Raw genomic sequence first — 24,143 nt, 5'->3', positions numbered from 1 at the left:
GCGCAGGACCGGATGCTCGGTGGACCGGACGGGTGTAACCGACTCTGCATGCGTCATCAGTGGGTTCCTTCCGTGGTGATCACGCCCTGCGCGCGCACCTGCAGGGCCTCGAGCATGGTGGTGAGCCCACCGGCGCCGGCGGCGAGAACGCCGGGCAGCAGTCCGGCGAGTGCGACATTGATCAGCGCGTCCGTGCTGGCGCTCGCGCCCATGGCCCGACCGACGGTGACGAGCTTGTGGTGCAGTTCGGCGAATCCGACGCCGCGACCGCCGAATTCGACGGCGACCGTATCGGGCGCGGTCCCGGCCGCGGCGGCGATCAGATCCACCAGGTCGTCCGGCAGCCGGGACGGTGCGCCGTTGCGGGCGGGCCGCCGCTCCCGTTCGGCTTCGGTGCGAATATCGATGGCGCGCACCGTGATCGACGGATCCGCCGCCACCGTCGCCAGTACCGACCGCAGGCGCTCGGCGAACAGGGCGACCGTGCGCTCGTCGAAGATGTCGGTGGGATAGCAGAACTGCATCCGCAGCCCGGCCGGCCTGCCCTCGGTGTCGAACTCCTCGAGCGCGGTCAGCTGCAGATCGAATTTCGCCTCGGGCAGCGCCGGTTCCAGGGTCTCGACCCGCAGCCCCGGCAGCGTCACCGCGGTGGTCGGCAGATTCTGGAAGGTGAACAGCACCTGGAAGATCGGGGCGTAGGCGCTGGTCCGAGTCCGTCCCAGGGCCTCCACCACGCGCTCGAACGGCACCGCGGTCCGGCTCAGCGCGGCGAGGTCGTCCTCCCGGACGCGTTCGAGCAGTCCGGCGAAGGTGAGGCGGCTGTCGATCTCGGTGCGCAGCGCCACCGTATTGACGAACATGCCGACCAGATCGTCGAGTTCTCGTTCTCCGCGTCCGGCCACCGGCGCGCCGATGGTGATGTCGGACTGCCCGGACAGCTTGGCCAGCAGCACCGCGAAGGCGGCGTGCACCGTCGAGAACAACGTGGTCCCGTGCCGGCGCGCGACGGCCGTCAACCGGTCGACCAGCGGTGCGTCGAGCGCGAAATCGACAGTGGCGCCGCGCATCTCGCGGCGGGCCGGGCGCGGGCGATCGGTCGGCAGCGACAGCTGCTCGGGCGCGTCGGCGAGCCGGGCGCGCCAGTAGTCGAGCTGTTCGGACAGCATGCTGCCGGGGTCGGTGTCGGCGCCCAGCACCGTGCGCATCCATTCGCTGTAGTCGGCGTACTGGATCGGCAGGGCGTTCCACCGCGGTGCGGTACCGGCCAGCCGGCTGGTGTAGGCCGCGATGAGATCGCGGGTCAGCGGCCCCATCGAATAGCCGTCGGCGCTGATGTGGTGCACCACCACCACGAGAATGTGCTCGTCGGCGGCCACCCGCAGCAGCCGCACCCGAATCGGCGGAGCGGTGGTGATGTCGAATCCGGTGGCGACGACGGCGGCGATCTGCTCGTCGACCTCGCTGCGCGCCACCGTGATCGGCTCGAGATCCAGCGGCAGTTCGTCGACGCCGAGGATCTCCTGCACGGGCCCCTGCCAGGTGTCCGGATAGCGGGTGCGCAGGATCTCGTGCCGGTGCAGCAGATCCGACAGCGCGGTCCGCAGGGCCTCCGCGTCGAGGTTCCCGGTCAGGCGCAGTGCGACCGGGACGTGATAGGCCGCCGAGTCCGGGGTCAGCCGATTCAGTACCCACATGCGCTGCTGCGCCATCGACAGCGGCACCGCGCCCAGATCGGCCCGGGCCCGCAGCGGCGGATAGGCGTCGCGGTCGGCCGCGTCGATCCACCGGGCGAGCGCGGCGACCGTCGGCTCGGCGAAGATCACCGCCACCGGCACCCGCACCCCCGAGGCCGTACCCAGCCGGGCGGCCAGGCGTGCGGCCGACAGCGAGTTGCCCCCGAGTTCGAAGAAGTCGGTCTCGGCCCCGATCCGGAGATCGGCGTCGGCATGCGCGGCCCGGATACCGATGACATCGGCGAATTCCGCCGCGACCGCGCGCTCGGTCGCGGTCTGGGGTGCCCGGAATTCGCTCTCCGGCAGCACCGGCGCGGGCAAACGAGCGCGATCGACCTTGCCGTTCGCGTTCAGCGGCAAGGCATCCAGTACGACGACCACGGCCGGCACCATGTACGCGGGCAGCTCGGCACCCAGTTCGCGGCGCAGTCCGGCCGCGTCGGCATCGCCCCCGGGAACCGCGGCATAGGCGATCAGCCGGGATCCGCCCGCACTGCCGGTATGCGCCACCGCGACCGCCGCCTCGACCCCGGAGCGGCGCAGCAAAGCCGCCTCCACCTCACCGAGTTCGATCCGGAAGCCGCCGATCTTGACCTGGAAGTCGGCCCGCTCCAGATACTCGAGCGCTCCGTCCGGACGCCGGCGCACGATATCGCCGGTCCGGTACATGCGGCCGCCGTCGAACGGGTCGGCGACGAAGCGCGCCGCCGTCAGCGCCGGCTGCCGCTGATATCCCCGAGCCACCTGGTCACCGGCCACATACAGTTCGCCGGGCACACCCGGCGGCACCGGCCGCAGTCGGCGGTCGAGCACGTAGGCGCGGGTATTCCAGACCGGCGCGCCGATCGGGACCACCGCATCCGGATCACCGCCGACCCGGTGCGAGGTCACCGACACCGCGGTCTCGGTCGGGCCGTACAGATTGAACAGCGTGGCACCGCTGCGGCTTCCGATCTGCCGCGCGGTCTCCTGCGGTAGCACCTCGCCGATCGCCAGGACGGCGCGCAGTTCCCCGGGCAGTTCGGTATCCCCGGCCAGCAGCATGCCGAGCAGAGAGGGCACGGCGAACAACAGACTGACCCGATGCTGCCGCACGAGCGCGCGCAGCCGGTCCGGATCACGTTCGCTCCCGGGTTCGGTGACGACCAACGCGCCACCGCTGATCAGCGGCGACCAGAATTCCCACACCGACAGGTCGAAGGTGGCCGGCGTCCGCAGCAGCGCCCGATCGGCGGCACCGATTCCGAATTCCGCTCGCAGCCAGAGCAACTGGTTGACCACCGCGCGGTGCGACACCGCGACCCCCTTGGGCCGGCCGGTCGAACCCGACGTGAAGATCACATACGCCGTATGCGCGGGCCGCAGCGGCATCGTCCGTTCCGCGGCGGTGATCGGCGCACCCGAGTACCGCGTGTAGTCGGCGCCCGGATCGACGATCTCGATGCCCGCTCGCGATCCCGGCAGCTCGCCGCCGCCGAGCACGCAGATCGGATCCGCGGTCTCGACGATCCGCGCGATGCGATCCGCGGGATGGCCGGGATCCACCGGGACGTAGGTGCCACCGGCCTTGACCACCGCGAACATCGCGACCACCAGATCCACCGACCGGCGCAGCGCCAGCAGCACCGTGCGGTCCGGCCCGACTCCCTGTGCGATCAGATGGCGGGCCAGCCGGTTGACCCGGGCATCGAGATCGCGATAGCTGATCTCACCGCGCCCGGAACCGGTTTCGTCGACGAGGGCGACCGCCGCCGGACTCCGGTCCACCTGCGCGTCGAGCAGATCGGCCAGTGTCAGATTCGGCACGGGCCGCCGAGTGCGGTTGACGTCCTCGATCACGAACCGGGTCTCCCGCTCGCCGAGCAGGTCCAGATCGCGGATCCGGGTTTCCGGCGTGGCCGCGACGGTGTGCAGGATCCGGCCCAGTGCCGCGGTGATGCGCTCGGCGGTACCGGCGGTGAACAGATCCGTCGCGTAGCCCAGCGCCAGCTCGATGCCGGCGGGGGCGCCGGAGTCGGTGTGCTGGTCGACGGCGAACAGGTGTAGATCGAATTGTGCGGTCTCGCTGTCGGATTCGACCTCGGTGATGGTCAGCCCGGGCAGTCGCAAGGTGGCGCGATCGTGGTTCTGGAAGGACAGGCCGACCTGCACCAGCGGATGGCGCGCGGTCGAACGCCGCGGATTCAGGATCTCGACGAGCCGCTCGAACGGCACGTCGGTATGCGAGAGCGCGGCGATATCGGCGGAGCGCACCGACTCCAGTACGACCTCGAACGGCGCGTCGACATCGACCACCGTGCGCAGCACGACGGTGTTGACGAACATGCCGATGACCTCGTCCAGTGCGGCATCGCCGCGGCCGGCCACCGGGGTGCCCACCGCGATGTCACCGGTATCGCAGAGCCGGGCCAGCACGGCCGCGAAGGCCGCGTGCACCACCATGAACACCGTCGCACCGTGGGCGCGGCCCACCGCCGCCAGCCGCCGGTGGGTGTCCGCGTCCAGGGTGAATTCGACCCGGCGGCCACGCAGGCTCTGCTGAGCCGGACGCGGATGATCGGTCGGCAGATCCAGCTGATCGGGCAGTCCGGCCAGCGTGTGCCGCCAGAACGAGATCTGCTGGGCCGCCAGTGAATCCGCATCGGATTCGGCACCGAGCAGCCGGTGCTGCCACAGCGCGTAGTCGGCGTACTGCACCGGCAGTGGCGACCAGCCGGGCCGGATATCGCGGAGCCGGGCGTCGTAGGCGCGCATCAGATCGGCGACGAACGGGACGATCGAGGAGCCGTCGGCGCAGATGTGATGCAGGACCACCGCCAGGACGTGGTCGTCGGCGGCGAGTTCGAACACCCGCATCCGCACCGGAACATCGGCGGTGACGTCGAATCCGAGGCCGATCAGCTCCCGGATCCGATCCGGCAGCTCACCCTCGGTGACGGGAACCACGGCACCGTCGAACCGCACCTGTTCGGCGGGCAGGATCACCTGTGTGGGCGCACCGTCGATATCGGGATACACGGTCCGCAGGGATTCGTGGCGCCGCACCACATCGCGCAGCGCCTCGCCGAGCACGCGCGGATCCAGTTCGCCCGACATCCGCAGCACCAGTGGAATGTTGTAGGCGGCCCGGGTGTGATCGAACCGGTTGAGCAGCCACATACGCTGCTGCGCCGGGGACAGCGGCAACCGTTGCGGCCGCGCGCCGGCCGCGAGCACCGGCCGGTCCTCGCCGGACAGTGCCGCTACCGCGAGATCGCGCACACGGGGGTGTTCGAACAGCATCCGCACCGGGACGGTCACGCCGAGCGCCGCGCCGAGGCGGCCGACCGCCTTGGCCGCCGCCAGCGAGCTGCCGCCCAGGGCGAAGAAGTCGTCGTCGGCGCCGACCGCACGCTCGGCATCGATATCGCCGAGCACCTCGGCGAACACATCGGCCACGATCTGTTCGGCGGCGGTCTCCGGCTTGCGGTACACCGCCTTCTCGAACTCCGGTGCGGGCAAGGCCGCCACATCGAGTTTTCCGTTGACGGTCAACGGAATGCGCTCGACCGCGACCACGGCGGCGGGAACCATGTGCTCGGGCAGCCGCTGCGCCACGGCCCGGCGCACCCGGCGCGGATCGAGGTCGGCGGAACCGACCACGTATCCGACGATGCGGGCCTCGTCCCCGTCGGCGCGGACCACGACCGCCGCCTCCGCCACGGCCTCCACGGCCAGCAGCGCGGTCTCGATTTCGGCGAGCTCGACCCGGAAGCCACGCAGATTGACCTGCTGGTCGGCGCGCCCCAGATATTCGAGTTCACCGGCCGCGGTCCAGCGGGCGAGATCGCCCGAGCGGTAGGCCAGCGATCCGGCGGCACCGTAGGGATCGGCGACGAACCGCCCGGCGGTCAGTCCGGGCCGCCTCAGGTAGCCGCGCGCGAGTTGCCTGCCGGAGACATAGATTTCGCCCGGCACCCCCACCGGCACCGGCCGCAGCCGCGAATCCAGCAACCGTACGGTCAACCCCGGTAGCGCACCGCCGATGACACTGGCCGCGCCGGTGCGCGCGTCGATCGGGCGGAACGAGACGTGCACCGTCGTCTCGGTGATGCCGTACATATTGACCAGTCGCGGCGCGTCCGGATAGCGAGAGAACCAGTCCCGCAGCCGCGCCGGCTCGAGCGCCTCACCACCGAAGATCACGTATCGCAGCCGATGATCGGCCGGCGGTTGCGCCAACTCGGCGCTGACCAGCTGGTAGAACGCCGACGGCGTCTGGTTGAGGACGGTCACGCCCTCCGCGATCAACAGCTCCCGGAACTGCTGCGGCGAGCGGGAGGTGAAGTAGTCGACCACGACCAGGCGGCCGCCGTGCAGCAGCGCGCCCCACAGCTCCCACACCGAGAAATCGAAGGCGTAGCTGTGGAACAGTGTCCACACGTCGGAGGCGTCGAAGCCGAACAGGTCACGCGTATTGTCCAGCAGGGACAGCACATTCGCGTGCGGAATCTGCACGCCCTTGGGCCGTCCGGTGGAGCCGGAGGTGTAGATGACGTAGGCGGTGTGGTCGGGGCGCAGCGGCGCCCGGCGGTCGGCATCGGTGATCGGCGCCGGGTCCAGGTCCTCCCAGTCCAGGCAGTCGAGGTCGATCACCGGCCCGCCGAACCAGCCGCGCGCCGGGCCGCCCGAACCGGTCACCGCGCAGATCGGCCGCGAGTCCGCGACCACGTATTCGATGCGGTCGGCGGGATACCCCGGGTCGACGGGCAGATATCCGGCGCCGCTGCGGACGACCGCGAGCAGGGCCACGATCAGATCCGCGGTGCGCGGCAGCGCCACGGCCACCAGGCTTTCCGGTCCCGCACCGGCGGCGATCAACCGGCGCGCGAGCCGGTTGGCGCGATCGGACAGCTCGCCGTAGCTGACGGTCGTCTCACCCGCGCGCACCGCGATCGCCGCCCGATCGGCGCGGACCACGGCCTCGAAACGCTCGGCGATCGTGGTGATTTCGGCGTGATCGACGCCGGTCGCCGACCATTCGTGCAGGGCGCGATGCTGTTCCTCGGCACTGAGCAGCTGGATATCGCCCACGACGACGGTGTGATCGTGGCTCACCGCGGCCAGCACCTGTTCGAAGCGGCGGGCCAGATCGGCGATGGTGGCCGGGTCGAACAGATCGGTGGCGTAGGTGATGTCGACCGTCATACCGCCGAGGTGGCCGTCGCCGTCGACGGCTTCGACGACGGTGAACTGGAGATCGAATTCGGCGGCCGCGGCGTCGACCGTGGCGCCGGTGACCTGCAATCCCGGCAGTTCGATCGCCGGCAGTGCGAAGTTCTGGAAGGTCAGCGCCACTTGGAACAGCGGATGCCGATTCCCGGAGCGGGCCGGGGCCAGCATCTCCACGATCTGCTCGAACGGCACATCGGCCTGCGACAGCGCCGAAATATCCTGAGCCCGAACGGTATCGAGTACAGCGTCGAAATGGTCGCGGCTGTCGATCTCGGTGCGCAGCACGAGGGTGTTGACGAACATGCCGACCATCGGGTCGAGTGCGGGTTCGCCGCGTCCGGCGACCGGTGTCCCGATCGCGATATCGGCGGTGCCCGACATCCGCGCGAGCAGTACGGCGAGCGCGGCGTGGACGGTGCTGAACAGCGTCGTCTCGTGTTTGCGGGCCAGTTCGGCCAGCTCGCTGTGCAGATCGGAGTCGATCTGGATGCGGTGCTCGGCGCCCCGGTGCGACGGTGTCGCGGGCCGCGGCCGATCGGCGGGCAGCGCGAGCTGGTCGGGCAGTCCGGCCAGGTGCGCCCGCCAGAACTCGCGCTGCCGATGCAGCTCCGATTCGGGATCGGCGGGATCGCCGAACACCTCGGCCTGCCACAGCGTGTAGTCCCGGTACTGGGCCGGCAACGGCTGCCATTCGGGTTCGACGCCGTCCAGGCGGGCGGCGTACGCGGTCATGAGATCGCCGGCCAGCGGGCCGAGGGAGAATCCGTCGGCGCAGATGTGATGCAGTACCAGCAGCAGCACATGATGATCGGGCGCCAGCTCGAACAGTGCGGTGCGCAAACCGGTTTCGGCGGTGAGGTCGAATTCGGCGGCGCAGAGCGCGGCGACCCGGTCGTCGAGCAACTGCTCGTCCACCGGCTCCGGCGACAATGCCGGAAGATGACCGGCCGCGGGTTCGACGATCTGGATCGGGCCGTCGGCGGTGTCGGGATACCGGGTGCGCAGGGTTTCGTGCCGTGCGATCACATCGGCGAGCGCGGCGCGCAGTGCGTCGATCCGCAGTTCGCCGCGCAAACGCAGGGCCAGCGGGATCAGGTCGACCGACGCCGCGGTCCGCTCCTGCGCCCGGTACCGGTTGAGGAACCAGATCCGCCGCTGTGCCGCCGACAGCGGCACCCGCTCCGGATGCGGGCGGGCGGTGAGCGGCGCCCGGGCACCGGATCCCGCGCGCCGCTGCGCCTGTGCCGCGAGTTCGGCCACCGTGGACGCCTCGAACAGCAGCCGCACCGGCAGCTGGGTGTCGAGCGCGGCGCTGATCCGCGCGAGTACTCGCGTGGCCAGCAGCGAATTGCCGCCGAGATCGAAGAAGTCGTCGTCACGGCCCACCCGCTCGGCGCCGAGCAGATCGGCGAAGACAGCCGCGACCAGCGCCTCGGTGGAGGTGGCCGGAGCCCGGTATTCGCGGGCCCGCCAGACCGGATCGGGCAGACCGGCGCGATCGAGCTTGCCGGAGGCATTGAGCGGGAGCGCGTCCAGCACGACGTAGGCCGCGGGCAACATGTACGCCGGTAGTCGCTGTGCCAGCGCGGCTTTCACATTGTCCAGGTCGAGGTCGGCGTCCTCGGCCGCGATCGGATAGGCGACCAGTCGATCACCGGTGTGCGGATCGTTGCGCACGACCACCACCGCCTGGGCGATATCCGGCTGCGCGGTCAGCGCGGCCTCGATCTCCCCGAGTTCGATGCGCAACCCGCGCATCTTGACCTGGAAGTCGGTGCGGCCCAGATAGTCGAGTTCACCGTGAGCGGTCCAGCACACGAGATCGCCGGTGCGGTAGAGCCGTTCGCCGGAGCCGAACGGATCGGCCACGAACCGTTCGGCGGTGATGCCGGGGCGAGCGAGGTATCCCTGGGCCAGTTGCCTTCCGGCCAGGTACAACTCACCGGCGACACCGGCGGGCACCGGTCGCAGCCAGGCGTCGAGCACATAGACCCGGGTATTGAACACCGGGCGGCCGATCGGCACGGTCACGGTATCGGCGTCGGTCACCTCGTGGCTGGTCACATCGACCGCTGCCTCGGTGGGGCCGTACAGATTGTGCAGGCGGGCTCCCGTCGCGGTCCGCAGTCGCCGGGCCGTGTCCACCGGCAGCGCCTCACCGGAGGCGAACACCAGCCGCAGGGTGCCGGGCCGCGCGTAGTCCAGGAACAACGCCAGCATCGACGGCACGAAGTGCAGCACCGACACCCGCTCCGCGCGGATCAGTTCGGCCAGGTAGGCCGGATCGCGGTGGCCGTCCGGACGCGCCACCACCAACCGCGCACCCACCTGCAACGGCCAGAACAACTCCCACACCGACACATCGAAAGTCACCGGAGTCTTCTGCAACACCACATCATCGACACCCAAGCAGTACTCCGACTGCATCCACACCAAACGATTCACAATCGCCCCGTGACTCACCGCCACACCCTTCGGACGACCCGTCGAACCCGACGTGAAAATCACATACGCCACATGCTCGGACCGCAACGGACACAACCGCTCCGCATCGACCAGCGGAGCGGGCGAGTAGTCGCCGGTATCGATGAGATCCAGATCGAGCACGGCCTCCGGTCCCGCCGAACCCTCCGGATCGATATCGAGTCCGTCGGTGGAGCGGGTCAGGACGCAGACCGGCCGGACGGTGTCGAGCACCGCTCGAGTCCGGTCGACCGGATGATCCGGATCGAGCGGCACATAGGCCGCTCCGGTGGCGATCACGGCATACAGGGCGACCACCAGCTCATCGCAACGCCGCATACCGACGGCCACCGTGCGGCCCGGCCCGACGCCGATCGAAATCAGCAGTCGCGCCAGCCGATTCACCCGGGCCGACAACTGCGCATAGGTCCATTCGGCCTGCTCGTAGCGCAGGGCCACGGCATCGGGACCGCGCTGTGCCTGTCCGGCGAACAGGTCGGCCAGGGTCGTCTCCGGGACCGGGTGGGCGGTGTCGTTGCGGACCACCAGGGCCTGGGCCCGCTCCTCGTCCGACAGCAGCTCGATGGCCCCGATCGGCTGATCGGGCCGGGCGGCGACGGTGTCGAGCAACGCGGCCAGCCGACGGGCGTAGGCCGCGATCGCCGGCTCGTCGAACAGGTCCGTCGCGTACTCGAAGCAGGCCGCCGCTCCACCGTCGGCCCGCTCCTCGACGGTGAGGTGCAGATCGAATTTCGCGGTGCCGGAATCCAGTTCGATCGTCGAGGCCCGCAGTCCGGACAGCCGCGGCTCACCGGCCGCGGGACCGCGCAGATCCAGCATCACCTGGAACAGCGGATGCCGGGCCGCCGAGCGCAACGGGTTGAGGACCTCGACCAGTCGCTCGAACGGGACATCGCGATGGGCGAAGGCACGCAGGTCGCCGTCACGGACCGCGGCGAGCAGTCCCGCGAACGACAGTTCCGGCGCCACGTCCGTGCGCAGCACCAGTGTGTTGACGAACATGCCGACCAGATCGTCGAGGGCGGCCTCACCACGTCCGGCGACCGGGGTGCCGATCGCGATATCGCGCTGACCGGACAGTTTGGCCAGCAGCACCGCGAAGGCCGCGTGCAACGCCATGAAGAAGGTGCCCTCGGACCGTTCCGCCTGTGCCCGCAGCGCGGTGACCGTCTCGGCCGGCAGTGCGAACGAGTACCGGGCACCGCGTCCCGTCGCCACCGCGGGCCGGGGGCGATCGCCGGGCAGCGCCAGCACATCCGGCAGTCCGGCCAATTCGTGCTGCCAGAACCGGATCTGCTCGGCGATCGGCGAATCCGGATCGTCCTCCGCACCGAGGACTGCCCGCTGCCACAGCGCGTAATCCGCGTACTGCACGGGCAGCGGCAGCCACTGCGGTGCGGCACCGGCGGTCCGGGCGGCGTAGGCGCTCATCAGATCCCGCGTCAGCGGTGCGATCGACCAACCGTCGGCGGCGATGTGGTGGATCGACACGACCAGGATGTGCAGATCGGAGGCGCAGCGCAACACGGTCATCCGGATCGGCGCCCGCTCTCGCACCACGAAGGATTCGGCGGCCAGATCGCGCAGCAGCCGCGGCACATCTGCCTCGGTCACCACCTGCGGCGTGAGGTCGATCCCCACCTGGTCGGGGTTCAGGATCTCCTGCCGCGGCACGCCGTCGGCGGCCGGATAGCGGGTGCGCAGGGCCTCGTGCCGGGCCAGCACATCGTGGACGGCGGCCGCGAGTGCCGGGCAGTCGAGTTCACCCTGCAGCCGCAGCGCGGTGGTGAGATTGTCGACCGCCGATGCGGAGTCGAACTCGTTACGGAACCACATCCGCTGCTGGGCGTAGGACAGCGGCAGGATCTCCGGGCGCGGCCCGGCGGTCAGGGCGCGGCGGCGGCGCGGCGCCGAATCACGGAGCCGCCGGGCCAGACTCGCGACATCCGGATGTTCGAACAGCTCGCGCACGGCGACCTCGCGGTTCAGCGCATCGGCCAGCCGAGCCGCCACCTGCGTCGCGACCAGTGAATTGCCGCCGAGGGCGAAGAAGTCGTCGTCGAGCCCGATCCGCTCCACCCCGAGAATCCGGCCGAAGACCTCCGCCACGGCGGATTCCTCGGCGGTGGCCGGTGCGCGGAAAGTCTTGGCCGCCAGCACCGGATCGGGCAGGGCGGCGCGGTCGAGTTTGCCGGAGGCGGTCAGCGGCAGGGCGGCCAGCGCCACATAGGCCCCCGGCACCATGTAGGACGGCAGCCACTCCCGCAGCCGCTCCTCCACCAGGGCCCGCGGCTCACCGTCGCACACCACATAGGCCACCAGCAGGTCGCCGGTCCGATGGTGGTACACCCGCACCGCCGCGGCGTCGACCCCCGGCGTCGCCAGCAGCGCCGCCTCGATCTCACCGAGCTCGATGCGCTGACCACGCAATTTCACCTGGAAATCGCTGCGGCCCAGATATTCCAGGTCCCCGGACCGCATGCGGCGCACCAGATCGCCGGTCCGGTACATCCGCGCCCCGAACGGCCCGAAGGGATCGGCGACGAAGCGCTCGGCGGTGGCCGCGGAGCGCCCCTGGTAACCGCGGGCCACCTGGCTACCGGACAGATACAGCTCGCCCACGACGAGATCGGGCACCGGTCGCAGGTGCCGATCGAGCACCAGGACATGGCTGTCGCGCACCGGTTTACCGATGGGTGCGGGTCCCTGCCGGTCCGCCCCGACCGGCGCGTGCGTCGCGTGCACGGTGAATTCGGTCGGGCCGTACAGGTTGTGGACCGCGGCCGCGCTCACCGCGGCGAAGGCCCGAACGACCGCGCCGTTGAGTGCTTCGCCCGCGACGAAAACACAACGCAGCGACCGGATATCGGCCGGGTCCACCGCGGTGGCGAAGGTGGCCAGCTGGGACGGGACGAAGGAGGTGGCGGTCACCCCGTGCCGGGCGATGGTAGCGGCGAGATAGGCGGCGTCGCGATGACCGTCGGGTTCGGCGACCACCAACCGGGCGCCCGCGCACAACGGTGCGAACAGCTCCCACACCGAGACGTCGAAGGTGGCGGGGGTCTTGAACAGCACTACATCCCGCTCGTCGATCCCGTACTCGGCGGTGATCCAGGCGATTTGGTTGTCCATCGAACCGCGCTGCACCGCAACGCCTTTCGGCAGTCCGGTGGACCCCGAGGTGAAGATGAGATACGCGGTGTTCTCCGCCCGCACCGGGGCGATCCGGTCGGCATCGGTCAGCGGGGCGCCGGAGTACTCGGCGATCTCGGGCGCATCGATGGCGATCCGCTCGAGATCCAGTTCCGGTGCGGCGCCGTCGGTCAGCATGCAGATCGGCCGGGCGGTGTCGGTCAGCTGCCGCAGCCGGGCCGGCGGCTGGTCCGGATCGATCGGCACATAGGCACCGCCCGCGGCGAGTACCGCATAGGCCGCGATCACGAGATCCGCGGACCGGCGCATCCCCAGTACCACTGGGACTTCCGGCCCCACCCCCGCCCGCACCAGATGCCGGGCCAGGCGATTGATCCGCGCGGCGAGCTCCGCGTAGGTGAGCTGCCGGTCACCGTCGATCACGGCCACGGCGGCGGGATGTGCGCGCACCTGCCGCTCGAACAGATTCAGGACCTCGTCGGCCGGCGCCGCGGCACCACGGAATCCGGATTCGATCGCGCGCCGCGTCTCTACCTCGTCGAGCAGGGACAACTCACCCACGGGACGAGCGGGATCGGCCACCGCGCCGGTGAGCAACTGCCGCCACCAGCGGGCGTAGCCCACGACGGTGTCCCGGTCGAAAAGATCTGTGGCGTAGGTGAACTCCGCCGCGATCCCCGCCGGTGCCGGACCTTCCCCGGGACCGGCACCGGCGAAGCTTTCGGTGACCGAGAGTTGAAGGTCGAACTTGGTCACTCCCGTGTCCAATGTACTCGTCCGCACGGACAATCCGGGTAACTCGACCGCGACGTGCTGAGTGTCGGCCACCCCCAGCATCACTTGGAACAGCGGATGGCGAGCCCGCGACCGCACCGGGTTCAGGGCCTCGACCAGCTGCTCGAAGGGCAGATCCGCATGGGCGAAGGCGCCCAGATCGGCGGTCCGCACCTGGCGCAGCAGATCGGTGAACGGCATGTCGGGCGCGACGCGTGTCCGCAGCACCAGCGTGTTGACGAACATGCCTATCAGATCATCGAGTTCGCGATGGCCACGCCCGGCCACCGGGGTGCCGATGGCGATGTCGTCGCCGCCCGATACCCGCGCCAGCAGCGCGGCCAGTGCGGCGTGCAACACCATGAAGGTCGAAACACCCTGGGCACGGGCGAGTTCGGTGACCGCGTGATGCAGCTCGGGGTCGAGCTCGAACCGGTGCACCGCGCCCCGGCCACCGGCGATCGCGGGACGCGGGCGATCCGCGGGCAGGTCGAGCTGGTCGGGTATCCCGTCCAGCGTCTCCGCCCAGTAGGCGAGCTGCCGCGCCGAGGCGGACTCGGGATCGGCGGGATCACCGAGCCGATCCCGCTGCCACAGCGCGTAATCGGCATACTGGACCGCCGGCGCCGGCGCGATGGTATCGACACCCGACCGGCGGGCGGAGTAGGCGGCGGCGACATCGCGCGCCAGCACCGGCAGCGACATGCCGTCCGCGGCGATGTGGTGCAGAACGACGGCCAGAGCGTAGTCGTCGGCGGAGTCGCTGATGTCGAATATCACCGCCCGCAGCGGAATCTCACGGGCGAGGTCGAATCCCGTGGTCGCGAAACGCGCCAGCTCGTCGTCGAGCTGTTCGGCGGCAACGGGTTCCACCGCGAAGGTCTCCGGTCCGACCTGTGCCGCGGGCAGGATGCGCTGGCATGCCATGGCATCGGCGTCGGCCGGGAACACCGTCCGCAGCACCTCGTGGCGGGCCACGACATCGGCGAGGGCGCCGCGCAGAGCCGCGGTGTCGACCGCCCCCCGCATCCGGACCACGAACGGCATGTTGTAGTCGGCGCTGTCGCCGGCCAAGCGATTCAGGAACCAGATGCGCTGCTGCGCCGGTGACAGCGGCAGCAGCGGTGGGCGCGGACCGGCGATCGGTCCCACACCCTCGGACATATCGTCGGTCTCGAAGGCGCGGTCGATCAGTTCGGCCAGACCTTCGACCGTGGTGGCCTCGAACAGCTCCCGCACTCCCAGCCCGCAGCCGAGGTCGGCGTTGAGCCGTGCGGCCACCTGGGTCGCGATCAGCGAATTGCCGCCCAGCGCGAAGAAGTCGTCGTCGAGCCCGACCAGTTCGCGGCCGAGCACCTCGGCGAAGACGGCGGCGACCGCCCGTTCGGACACCGATGCCGGATCGCGATAGGTCCCGGCGCTGCGTTCGGGCGCGGGCAACGCGGCGCGGTCGAGTTTGCCGGAGGCGTTGACCGGCAACGACTCCAGCAGCACGTAGGCCGCCGGCACCATATATCCCGGCAGTTCGCGGGCGGCCGCACTGCGCACCCGCGCGACATCGACCGCACCGGAAGTGGTTTCGACCAGGTAGGCCACCAGTTGCGCGCCGGTGCCGGCATCGTCGCGGACCACGACCACGGCGCGGGCGACACCGGCCACCAGGCCCAGCACCGTCTCGATCTCGCCGAGTTCGATCCGCAGTCCGCGCAGTTTCACCTGGAAGTCGGTGCGCCCCAGATATTCCAGCTCACCGTCGGCCGTCCAGCGGACCAGATCACCGGTGCGGTACATCCGCGCACCGGGACCGGCCTCGGAGGCACTGCCCGCGAACGGATCGGCGACGAACCGTTCGGCGGTCAGCTCCGGCCTCCCGACGTAGCCCCGGGCGAGCTGAACCCCCGACAGATACAGCTCACCCGGAACGCCGACGGGCACCGGCCGCAATCGTGCGTCGAGCACGTACAGCCGGGTGTTGAATACCGGTGCGCCGATCGGCACCCCGGTGGTATCGAGCGGTCCCACCCGATGCGCGGTGACATCGACCGCGGCCTCGGTGGGACCGTACAGATTGTGCAACTCCGCCCGGGGAGCGGCGGTCAGCATGCGCTGCGCCAGCGGCCCCGGCAACTCCTCGCCGGAGGTGAAAACCCGTCGTAGCGACGACGGTTCGGTATCGGCGCCCGCCCCGGCGAGGTGGGCGGCGAGCATGGACGGAACGAAATGCACGGTGGTGACGCCGTATTCGGCGATCACCGCGCGCAGCCGGGCCGGATCGCGGTGCGCGTCCGGCGCCGCGAGCACCAGGCTCGCGCCGATCTGCAACGGCCAGAAGAACTCCCATACCGAGACGTCGAAGGTCGCCGGTGTCTTCTGCAACACCACATCGTCGACGGCAAGCCGGTAGGCACTCTGCATCCACACCAGCCGGTTGACGATGGCGGCGTGCGAGACCGCCACCCCCTTCGGCCGCCCGGTCGATCCCGAGGTGAAGATGACATAGGCCGGATGGGCCGGGCGCAGCGGCGCGATTCGCTCGGCATCGGTGACCGGATCCGACGGCAGCGCCGACAACTCCAGCTCATCGATATCGATCCAGTCATCGGGCCCGGCGCCGTGATCGCGAGTCGTGGTCAGCACGCAGACCGGTCGTGCCGTGTCGAGGACGTAGCCGATGCGCTCGGCGGGATGGTCGGGGTCCAGCGGCACATAGGCCGCTCCCGTCGCGAGCACCGCGTACATCGCGACCACCAGTTCCGGCGAACGTCGAATATGCAGTGCCACCGCGGTTTCCGGACCGGCGCCCCGCGCGATCAGATGCCGGGCGAGCCGATGCACATCGGCGGCGAACCCGCCGTAGCTGCGGATAGCCGGGCCGCGCAGGGCCACCGCCTCGGGCGTGCGCGCGACCTGCCGCTCGAACAGCGAGACCAGGGTCGCGTCCGGACCGGCCAGTTCGTCGATATCGGCCTCGGTGGCGTTCCAGATCCGCAGGCTCACCTCGTGTTCCAGATCGGTGGTCACCGCCACCGCGGACAACGGACGGTCGGGGTCCAGCGTGACCAGCCGTTCCAGGAACCGGACGAAGCGTGCGTGATGGCGGGCGATGTCGTCGGTGCCGTAGAGGTTCGGGTTCGCCTCGAAGTCGACGTGGACCCGGTCGCTGTCGCCGTAGTAGATATTGAGGCTCATATCCTCGACCGGCCCGGTCGAGAGCACGTGGTATCGCCCGACGGTGTCGCCCAGGGTCAGATCGCTGCGGAACAGCATGATGTTGGCCAGCGGCCCGAACAGCGCGCGCCGGGTGGCCAGACCTTCCATCCCGGCGTCGCGCCGGATGTCCTCGTGCCGATAACGCTGATGACGCAGCGCCCCGGCGACCTCGACCCGGGCCTGCTGCAACAGCTCCGCCCAGGTGGCGTCGCCGGTCTGCAGCCGCAGCGGCACGATATTGGACAGCATCCCCGCCGAACGCCGCATGACCGCGGTGGTCCGGGCGGTGACCGGCAGGCTCAGCACGGCCTCGTCGCGACCGGTCAGCCGGCCCAGATAGGCCGCGAAGGCCGCCAGCAGGACCACCGCCGCCGACGAGTCGTGTGCGGTGGCGAGGTCGTTCATCAAGGTGACGACCCGATCCGGGAGTCGGCGGCCGTAGACTAGATTGCCCGCGGCACGGGGCGCGCTGCGGCCGTTGAGAGTGGTAGTGCCGTCCAGATCCCGGACCCGTTCGGCCCAGTGCTGCCGGTCGGATTCGAACCGGGTGCTGTCGCGATAGCCGAGTTCCCCCTCGACCAGCGATTCGAGGCTGCCCGCCTTCGCCGGCTCGGGGTCGAGTCCGCGCAGTGCGGCGGTGTAGCGCTCGGCGACTCGCATGGTGTTGGTGAGCGCGCCGAATCCGTCGAGCACGATGTGATGGGCCCGCAGATACCAGAACCAGCGCCGGTCGCCGACCCGCAGGACGGCCCCGGCGAAGAGGCGGTCGGTCAGCAGGTCCACCGGTGCGGTGTAGTCGGCGCGCATCCACTCGTGCGCTGCGGCGACCGGGTCGCCGGCCTCGCGCAGGTCGATCGAGACGATGTCGACCGGCAGCCGCGGATCGACGACCTGATACGGCTCACCGTCCTGTTCGCCGAGTCGCACGACCGTGGATCCGAATTCCCGGGCGGCGTCGACGGAGACCTGCTGCAGAACCGCGATATCGAGGTCGCCGTGCACGTCGACGTACTGGGCGATATTGATCGGGGTCTGCGGATCGAGCAGCTGCGCGTACCAGACACCGAGCTGCGCGGGTGTCAGCGGGAACGGCGACGAACCCCCCGGGGTTTCGGTGTGTCGTTCATCCGGACCGGAACCGCTCAACTCCGAACCCACCACCAGAGCCTCCTCGATTGACGAAATACCCAGCGACCGAACGCTTTTCGAGCAGCACGAAATAAGCCCCGGACACTGCGCGAATGCGCGTGCGGCGGCGTGGCCCCGGATGGTTCGGCGAATACACCACACGCGACAGCGTGGGTGCGAGAATCGAAATAGATTGTGTCTCAGTATTTTCGGTGAACCCTGATGGTCACCGGATCATCCTCGAACTCGACGTCCTCCAACATCACGGCCCGCGAGTTCCGCGGCCTCATCTCCTGCATCTCGTCGGTTGCGCCTCGCGCACCGTGTCATGCAGCGAACACTAGGCCGAAGACTAATAAAAAGGAATGAGATCCTTCAAAAAATATCGGACTAGCGTCCAACTTCTCGACATCCGGACAGAGATGTGCCCGAAACCACACTGTGACCCAGAAGTGTGAGCCGTAACACTTTCAGACGCGGAGCCTACGAGCCGAAACGTTGCATCTGCGTTGCATCGGCGCCGATGCGGCGATCGAGCACCCGGATCTTGGCCTCGATCTGGGCGTACAGCGCGGAATCGCGATCGGCGGTCGCCCGATAGGCCACCCAGGCGGCGGCGTCGTCACGCCCCTCGGCGCCCGAGGTCCACCGGCTCAGGACCGCCGCGTCACCGGATCGCAACACAGCGGTCCGCAACCGGACCCGCAATTCATCGCGAATGTCTATCACTCCCGGTGCGGTCGAGCGCGGGAGCACGGGACCGGTGTAATGGCGGACCGCGCTGTGCACATCACCGGAATCCAGCGCCGCCCGCAGCGCCTCCACATCGGTGGACACCGGCACCCGCAATCGATAGGGCCGTGAGCCGAAGACGTCGGGACCGACCACGGAACGCAATCGCGACATGGCCGCCCGGATGGTGGCGTTGTCGAGATCGGTGTCGTCGAGCAGCAGTGCCAGATGATCGGCCGACAGCCCCTCGGAATGTTCGGCCAGCAGCAGCAGGATCTCGGCGTGCCGCTGCGACAACGCGATTCGCTCACCATCGACCGACAACTGCGGCTGCCCCAGCCCCAGCACCTCCAGCGCCAACCGGCCGGCGGGCCGCGGCGCCGAATGGCCGGGCACCGCGCGACGATGTGCGCCACGCTGTTCGGTCCGCACCGCCGACAGCACCAGATCCATCTCGGCCGCGGTGGCCGCGGCCTTCACCAGGGCCAGGATCTCCGGCCGGGCGACGCGCACCCCGCCCGCGATCATCAGCACCCCCACCAGACGCCCGTCCGGATCGTGCACGGGTGCGGCCGCTCCGGTGATCTGATGCATCCGGTGCAGGAAGTGTTCCGGCCCGTGGATCCAGGTGGCACGGCCGGTGCGGACCACCAGGCCGACGGCATTGGTGCCGATGCGGCGCTCGGACAGATCGTCGCCTTCCCGGAGGCCGACCTCGGCCGCCGCTTCCACCCGGTCCGGGTTGCCGTGTACCGACAGCACCCGGCCGAACTGATCGGCGATCACCACGATCAAACCGATTCCGGTCGCATCCTGCAGCAGTAGTTTGTCGACCAGCGGCATCACCGCGGCAATCGGATGGTTGTCGCGATAGCGCTGCAGATCGGCACCGCGCAGACCGCGGCCGTCGAGAATGTCCATGGGATCGACCCCGCCGCGCACACTGCGCAACCAGGACTCCAGAACCAGCGGACGCAGCAATCCGGGCAGCTGATTGAGCTGATCGCCCCCGACGCTGAGGTAGCCGTGGGCCTGAGCGGCGTAGGCTTCCAGCGCACCGAGCTGTGTCCCGGGCTCGACCCTGCGCCCTGGACGATTATCGCCTGTGAGATTGCTGACCATTTGCCTTTCTTTCCCGTCCCACACTGTACCGGCGGGTCGGGAACGGCATGGGTGAAGCTTCCGCTTTGTCCGGCAGGTCACACCGTGCCGGGATCACGGCGAAATGTGAGGTAGGCGGCATCCGGCGGTGGGCTGTGACGCCCGCCATCAATGCCGGGGGACCGCCGGCCGTAGCGCCGCCACATTGCGGGCGCGGATGGCGCCGGACCACAATCCGGTCCCGTAGGCGATGTCGTCGAGCCGCTTGCACAGCAGATAGCGGAAGGGATCCAGGCCGCCGGTATCGCGATGGGTGAACCAATCGGCCAGCCCGTCCGCGATCGCCAGAGCCACCGCCAGCCGCCGGATCCGGCGCGAGGCGATCATCGCCAGCACGGTCACCGGCCAGTAGTGCCGGCACAGCGCCGAGACGATGCGCCACACCCCCGCGGAGAAGCCGCGAGCCAGATGTATCGCCGCCACCCGGGTCGGGTTGTCGAGTTCGGCGAAGACGCGCCGCAGCCGGATCAGGGCGGCCACCAGGGTGGCGATACCACCCAGCATGCCGGCCCGCGAAGCGGTGGCCAGCAGCGCCGTCGCGGCGACCGTCCAGAACGGCACCGACAGCGGCGCCACCATCCCGGCGTGCCGCCGGGCCAGCGGGGCCGCGCCCGCGCCGTGAGATACCTTGCGTCCGAACCACTTACCGAACGAGGCCGGCTGGTCACAGGCCACGTGCGCGGCGGGTTCGTAGCGCAGCCGCCAGCCGGCGCGCTCGAGTCGCCAGCACAGATCGATATCGGCGGCCGACCGCATCTGCTCGTCGAAGCCCCCCTCGGCGAGCAGTGCGTGCCGCCGCACCAGCAGCGCCGCCCCGGGTGCGTAGGACACCGCGCCGCGGGAACTGACGGCGGTTTCACGGCGGCCGAAATCCAGCGAGGAGCGCGCACTCTCGTAGCGGCCCAGCACACTCGTATCCGGTTCGCGCGCCACGATGCGTGGCGCGACCAGCGCCACCTCGGGATCGCTGAAATGGCCCAGCATCACCTCCAGCCAGCCCGCGCGCGGCACCACATCGGAGTCCAGGAACGCCACGAACTCCGTTGTGGCGGCATGTAACCCGGCATTACGGGCGGCGACCACCCCCTGGCGGGAATCGTGCCGCAGCACGGTCACCCGGCAGCGTCCGCCGGTGCGCGGAATCCGGACCGGACGGTCGGAACCGTCGTCCACCACCACGACGCTGTGCCCACGCAGCGTGGACAGCAGCCGGCGCAGCCCCGCGGCGTCGTTGCAGTGCGGCACCACGACGGTCACATCCTCGGGCGCGGGCAGCAGGCGTGGACGCGGGTTGGCCACCCCGGAGTCGAGCAGCCGTCTGGCAACCACCGCGGACTTGGGGTCCGTCACTTCGAGATACCCGTCACCGATCAGGGCGGCCGCATCCGGAGCAAGTTTCAGCAACCTCGTCGGCGAGCCACCGACCAAGAGCCGTCCACCGGAGTAGGTGCGCACCCGAGGATCGATTCGCACCCCGAACCCGTTGGGCAGTCGATCATGGCGCATTCCAGGAATGCTATGCGCTAACCGCCCTCCGGACATCCCCTGTCGAAAAAAACGGGCCGAATTCGATACGAAATCGACCGCTATCCACAGCGTCCGGCGTTGCCGCTTGTCAATGACGGTGTACGGAATCTAGCTATCGCACGGCAACATTCGATCACCGGGCGACCGACCGAATCACACGACGCTCTGGCTCATCGTTGGCTAACCCTCGGTTCGAACGACGGTGCACGCACCCACCGCTCACCCCCCTGTACCGGACCAGCACGGCGAACAGGCACTCTAGACTGCGGAAGACAAGCACGTTGAACAGCAGGTGACGGGTGTCCGTCGGGCGGGCTGCGGCAGTTCTCGAGGTGGCATGGGAGTAGGACGGATGCAGACGAGCGGGGGCGGCAACACACTCTCGGAAGCCGAGATCGTCGAGGCCGCATTGCGCGTGGTGCGCGCCGACGGAGTGGAGAAGCTGTCGATGCGCCGGCTCTCCCGCGAACTCGGCGTCTCCCCGATGGCGCCCTACTACTACGTCGCCGACAAACGCGAACTGCTGGATCTGGTGGCCAGTGCGGCGCTGACCGGGGTGCGCACCCCGCCACCGGAGTTCGGCACCTGGCAGCAGCGACTACGCGAACTCATCGACCAGATCGACGAAAAGCTGCGCAAACACCCAGGACTGGGCGATGTGCTGATCGAACAGACACTAGGAAAACAGCTCGACCTGATCGCCGCTGTGATGGAGATCCTGTCCGACGCCGGCTTCGACGATCGCAATGTGCTCGCGGCGTATGCCACGATTCACACCTATCTGTTCGGCCGGGCGCGGGTCAATCCGCGAGACCGATCCGCACTGGTCGACATGCCGCTTCCCGAGCCGGTCGAGCGGGCCGTCAAGCATATGGGCGATCTGCGCGGCAAGTACTCCTACGACTTCGGCATGGAGGTGCTGATCGCCGGCCTGGAGGCCCAGCTTGTCCGGCAGCGGGACGGGCACGTATCATAAATTAGAACATGTTCTAGTTTCCATGCTCTGATGTCGCTGCACGCTCGGCCCGAGAGGACACCATGACCACCGTCGATCCCGTCGTACCGCACAGCTCACGATCGGCCGTGCTGCGGGTCGCCGCTGTCGTCAACGAGACGGCCGACGCCTGCTCGCTGGTCTTCGACGTGCCGGAGGAGCTGCGCGAACGGTTCGCCTACTCACCCGGCCAGTTCCTGACACTGCGCATTCCGAGCGATCGCACCGGTTCGGTCGCGCGCTGCTATTCCCTGGCCAGCTCGCCGCACACCGATAATCAACCCAAGGTCACCATCAAGCGCACTGTCGACGGCTACGCGTCGAACTGGGTGTGCGACAACGTCAAAGCCGGCGACGAGATCGAGGTGCTGCCGCCCTCGGGCATCTTCACGCCGAAGGATCTCGACGAGGATCTGCTGCTGTTCGCGGCCGGTAGCGGTGTCACCCCGGTGATGTCGATCCTGAAGTCCGCGCTCGCGCGCGGCAGCGGCCGGATCGTGCTGGTGTACGCCAATCGGGATGCCGAATCCGTCATCTTCGCCGAGGAACTGCGCGAACTCACCGACAAGAATTCGCAGCGGCTGGTGGTGGTGCACTGGCTGGAACCCCTGCAGGGCCTCCCCACCGCCGATGGCCTGGCCGCGCTGTGCGCGCCCTACACCGGCTACCGCGCCTTCATGTGCGGCCCCAAGGCGTTCATGGACCGGGTGCACGACGCCTTGGCGCAGCTGGAGGTGCCGCGCAACCGCACGCACGCCGAGGTGTTCAACTCGCTGTCCGGCGACCCGTTCGCCGACACCGCGCCGGCCGAGGTGAGCGAGGAGGAGTCCGCCGACGCCGCCACCGTCGAGGTCGAACTCGACGGCGAGACCCACTCCATGCAGTGGCCGCGACGCCAGACCCTGGTCGACATCATGCTCGCCAAGGGACTCGACGTTCCGTACTCCTGCCAGGAGGGCGAATGCGGCTCCTGCGCCTGCACCGTGCTGGAAGGCAAGGTGGAGATGGACAATTCGGAGATCCTCGACCCGGAGGACATCGAGGCCGGATACATCCTCGGCTGCCAGGCGCATCCGGTCACCGATCATCTGAAGATCCAGTTCTGAGTTCTCGTGTTCTATCGCCGAGCGCGATAGGCCGCTCGCACGGTGGGGTCGAGGTGCTCGGTCGCGTAGCTCAGCGCGGTGCGGCCCATGTCCTGGGCGTGCTCGTCCAGGAAACCCGTCAGCAGGGTGCGGTCGATGCGCTTGCCCACCTCGCGCAGCATCCAGCCGACCGCCTTCTGGATCAGATCGCGCCGGTCGTGCAGTAGCCGCTCGCACAGTTCGACGGTCGTGGAGGCGTCTCCGGCCTTGATGAACGCGAAGGTGGTCAGCAGCGCGACTCGGCGCTCCCACAGCGAATCCGCCTGTGCCAGTTCGTCGAGCAGATCACGCGGCCGCTCCAGCAGCCACGGCCCGAGGATGTTCTCGGCCGATACATCGACCAGATCCCAGTTGTTCACCCGGCCACCGCGCACGGCGGTCAGATACATGTCGACGAGTTCACGCTGGGCCGCCTCGTCGCGGGTCCGCGGTTTCCCGGCTTTCGTCATGGCATTGTTCGCGATCACCAGCGCGACGAAGCGGCACTCGTGCACCTCGCTCGCCAGCAATGTCTCGATCTCCGGGAGCGGCAGCGCCGCAAACCGTTTGGCAATGGCCCGCGACTTCGGCACGGTGACGCCGACGAAGACATCACCTTCGCCGTATTCACCGGGCCCGGTCTTGAAGAAGCCCCGCAACACGGCCACCCGCTCCGGATCCGCCGCCTCGTCCACGGCCCGTGCCACCTCGGCAGCGGTATATCCGGCGGTCATGAGCGCACCCCCGCACCGTCACCGATCGCGTCATCCGTCTCGACCACGCGGAGAGTATCGCGCACCGGACGCAGCCGAGCCTCGAATGCCACCCCGTCGGTTGCGCGACACCACGCCCGACTCGGTCCGAGCGGACCCCTCGGGCCCCGGCCGGGCATGCACCGAGACGCTGACC

At 69.3% G+C, this 24,143-nt stretch carries 6 protein-coding genes; 2 read left to right on the top strand and 4 right to left on the bottom strand.

The window, feature by feature from the left end; all coding sequences use genetic code 11:
* Positions 1-56 precede the first annotated feature (56 nt).
* From LKD76_RS04515 to mftF, 3 genes are all read right to left on the bottom strand, one after another.
* A complete protein-coding gene (locus tag LKD76_RS04515) occupies positions 57-17,729 on the bottom strand; it encodes a non-ribosomal peptide synthase/polyketide synthase (RefSeq protein ID WP_227979661.1) in 17,673 nt (5,890 codons plus the stop codon).
* A 450-nt stretch (positions 17,730-18,179) separates the two neighbouring features.
* A complete protein-coding gene (locus LKD76_RS04510; protein ID WP_227979659.1) occupies positions 18,180-19,550 on the bottom strand; it encodes a GAF domain-containing protein in 1,371 nt (456 codons plus the stop codon).
* 147 nt (positions 19,551-19,697) lie between these two features.
* Positions 19,698-21,095 carry a mycofactocin biosynthesis glycosyltransferase MftF gene (gene mftF / locus LKD76_RS04505; RefSeq protein ID WP_227979657.1) on the bottom strand — a complete coding sequence of 466 codons (1,398 nt, stop codon included), beginning with the start codon at positions 21,093-21,095 and terminating at the stop codon, positions 19,698-19,700.
* A gap of 373 nt (positions 21,096-21,468) precedes the next feature.
* On the opposite strand from mftF, the gene mftR2 reads away from it, so the two are divergent.
* Together mftR2 and LKD76_RS04495 are read left to right on the top strand one after the other, a co-directional pair.
* Positions 21,469-22,092, top strand: a complete 624-nt coding sequence (gene mftR2 / locus LKD76_RS04500; protein WP_227979655.1) for a mycofactocin system transcriptional regulator MftR2 — start codon at positions 21,469-21,471, stop codon at positions 22,090-22,092.
* A gap of 62 nt (positions 22,093-22,154) precedes the next feature.
* On the top strand, positions 22,155-23,216 hold the full coding sequence (locus LKD76_RS04495) for a ferredoxin--NADP reductase (protein WP_227979654.1): 1,062 nt from the start codon (positions 22,155-22,157) through the stop codon (positions 23,214-23,216).
* A gap of 11 nt (positions 23,217-23,227) precedes the next feature.
* Here the strand turns inward: LKD76_RS04495 and LKD76_RS04490 are convergent, their stop codons facing one another.
* Positions 23,228-23,968 (bottom strand): DNA alkylation repair protein, encoded by a 741-nt coding sequence (locus tag LKD76_RS04490; RefSeq protein WP_227979653.1) that lies wholly within the window; start codon positions 23,966-23,968, stop codon positions 23,228-23,230.
* Positions 23,969-24,143: the final 175 nt, after the last annotated feature.

The organism is Nocardia spumae (assembly GCF_020733635.1).
GTDB classification, from domain to species: Bacteria; Actinomycetota; Actinomycetes; order Mycobacteriales; family Mycobacteriaceae; genus Nocardia; species Nocardia spumae.
Note: the sequence above shows the minus strand (reverse complement) of the source record. Positions and strands in the feature narration are given on the sequence as shown.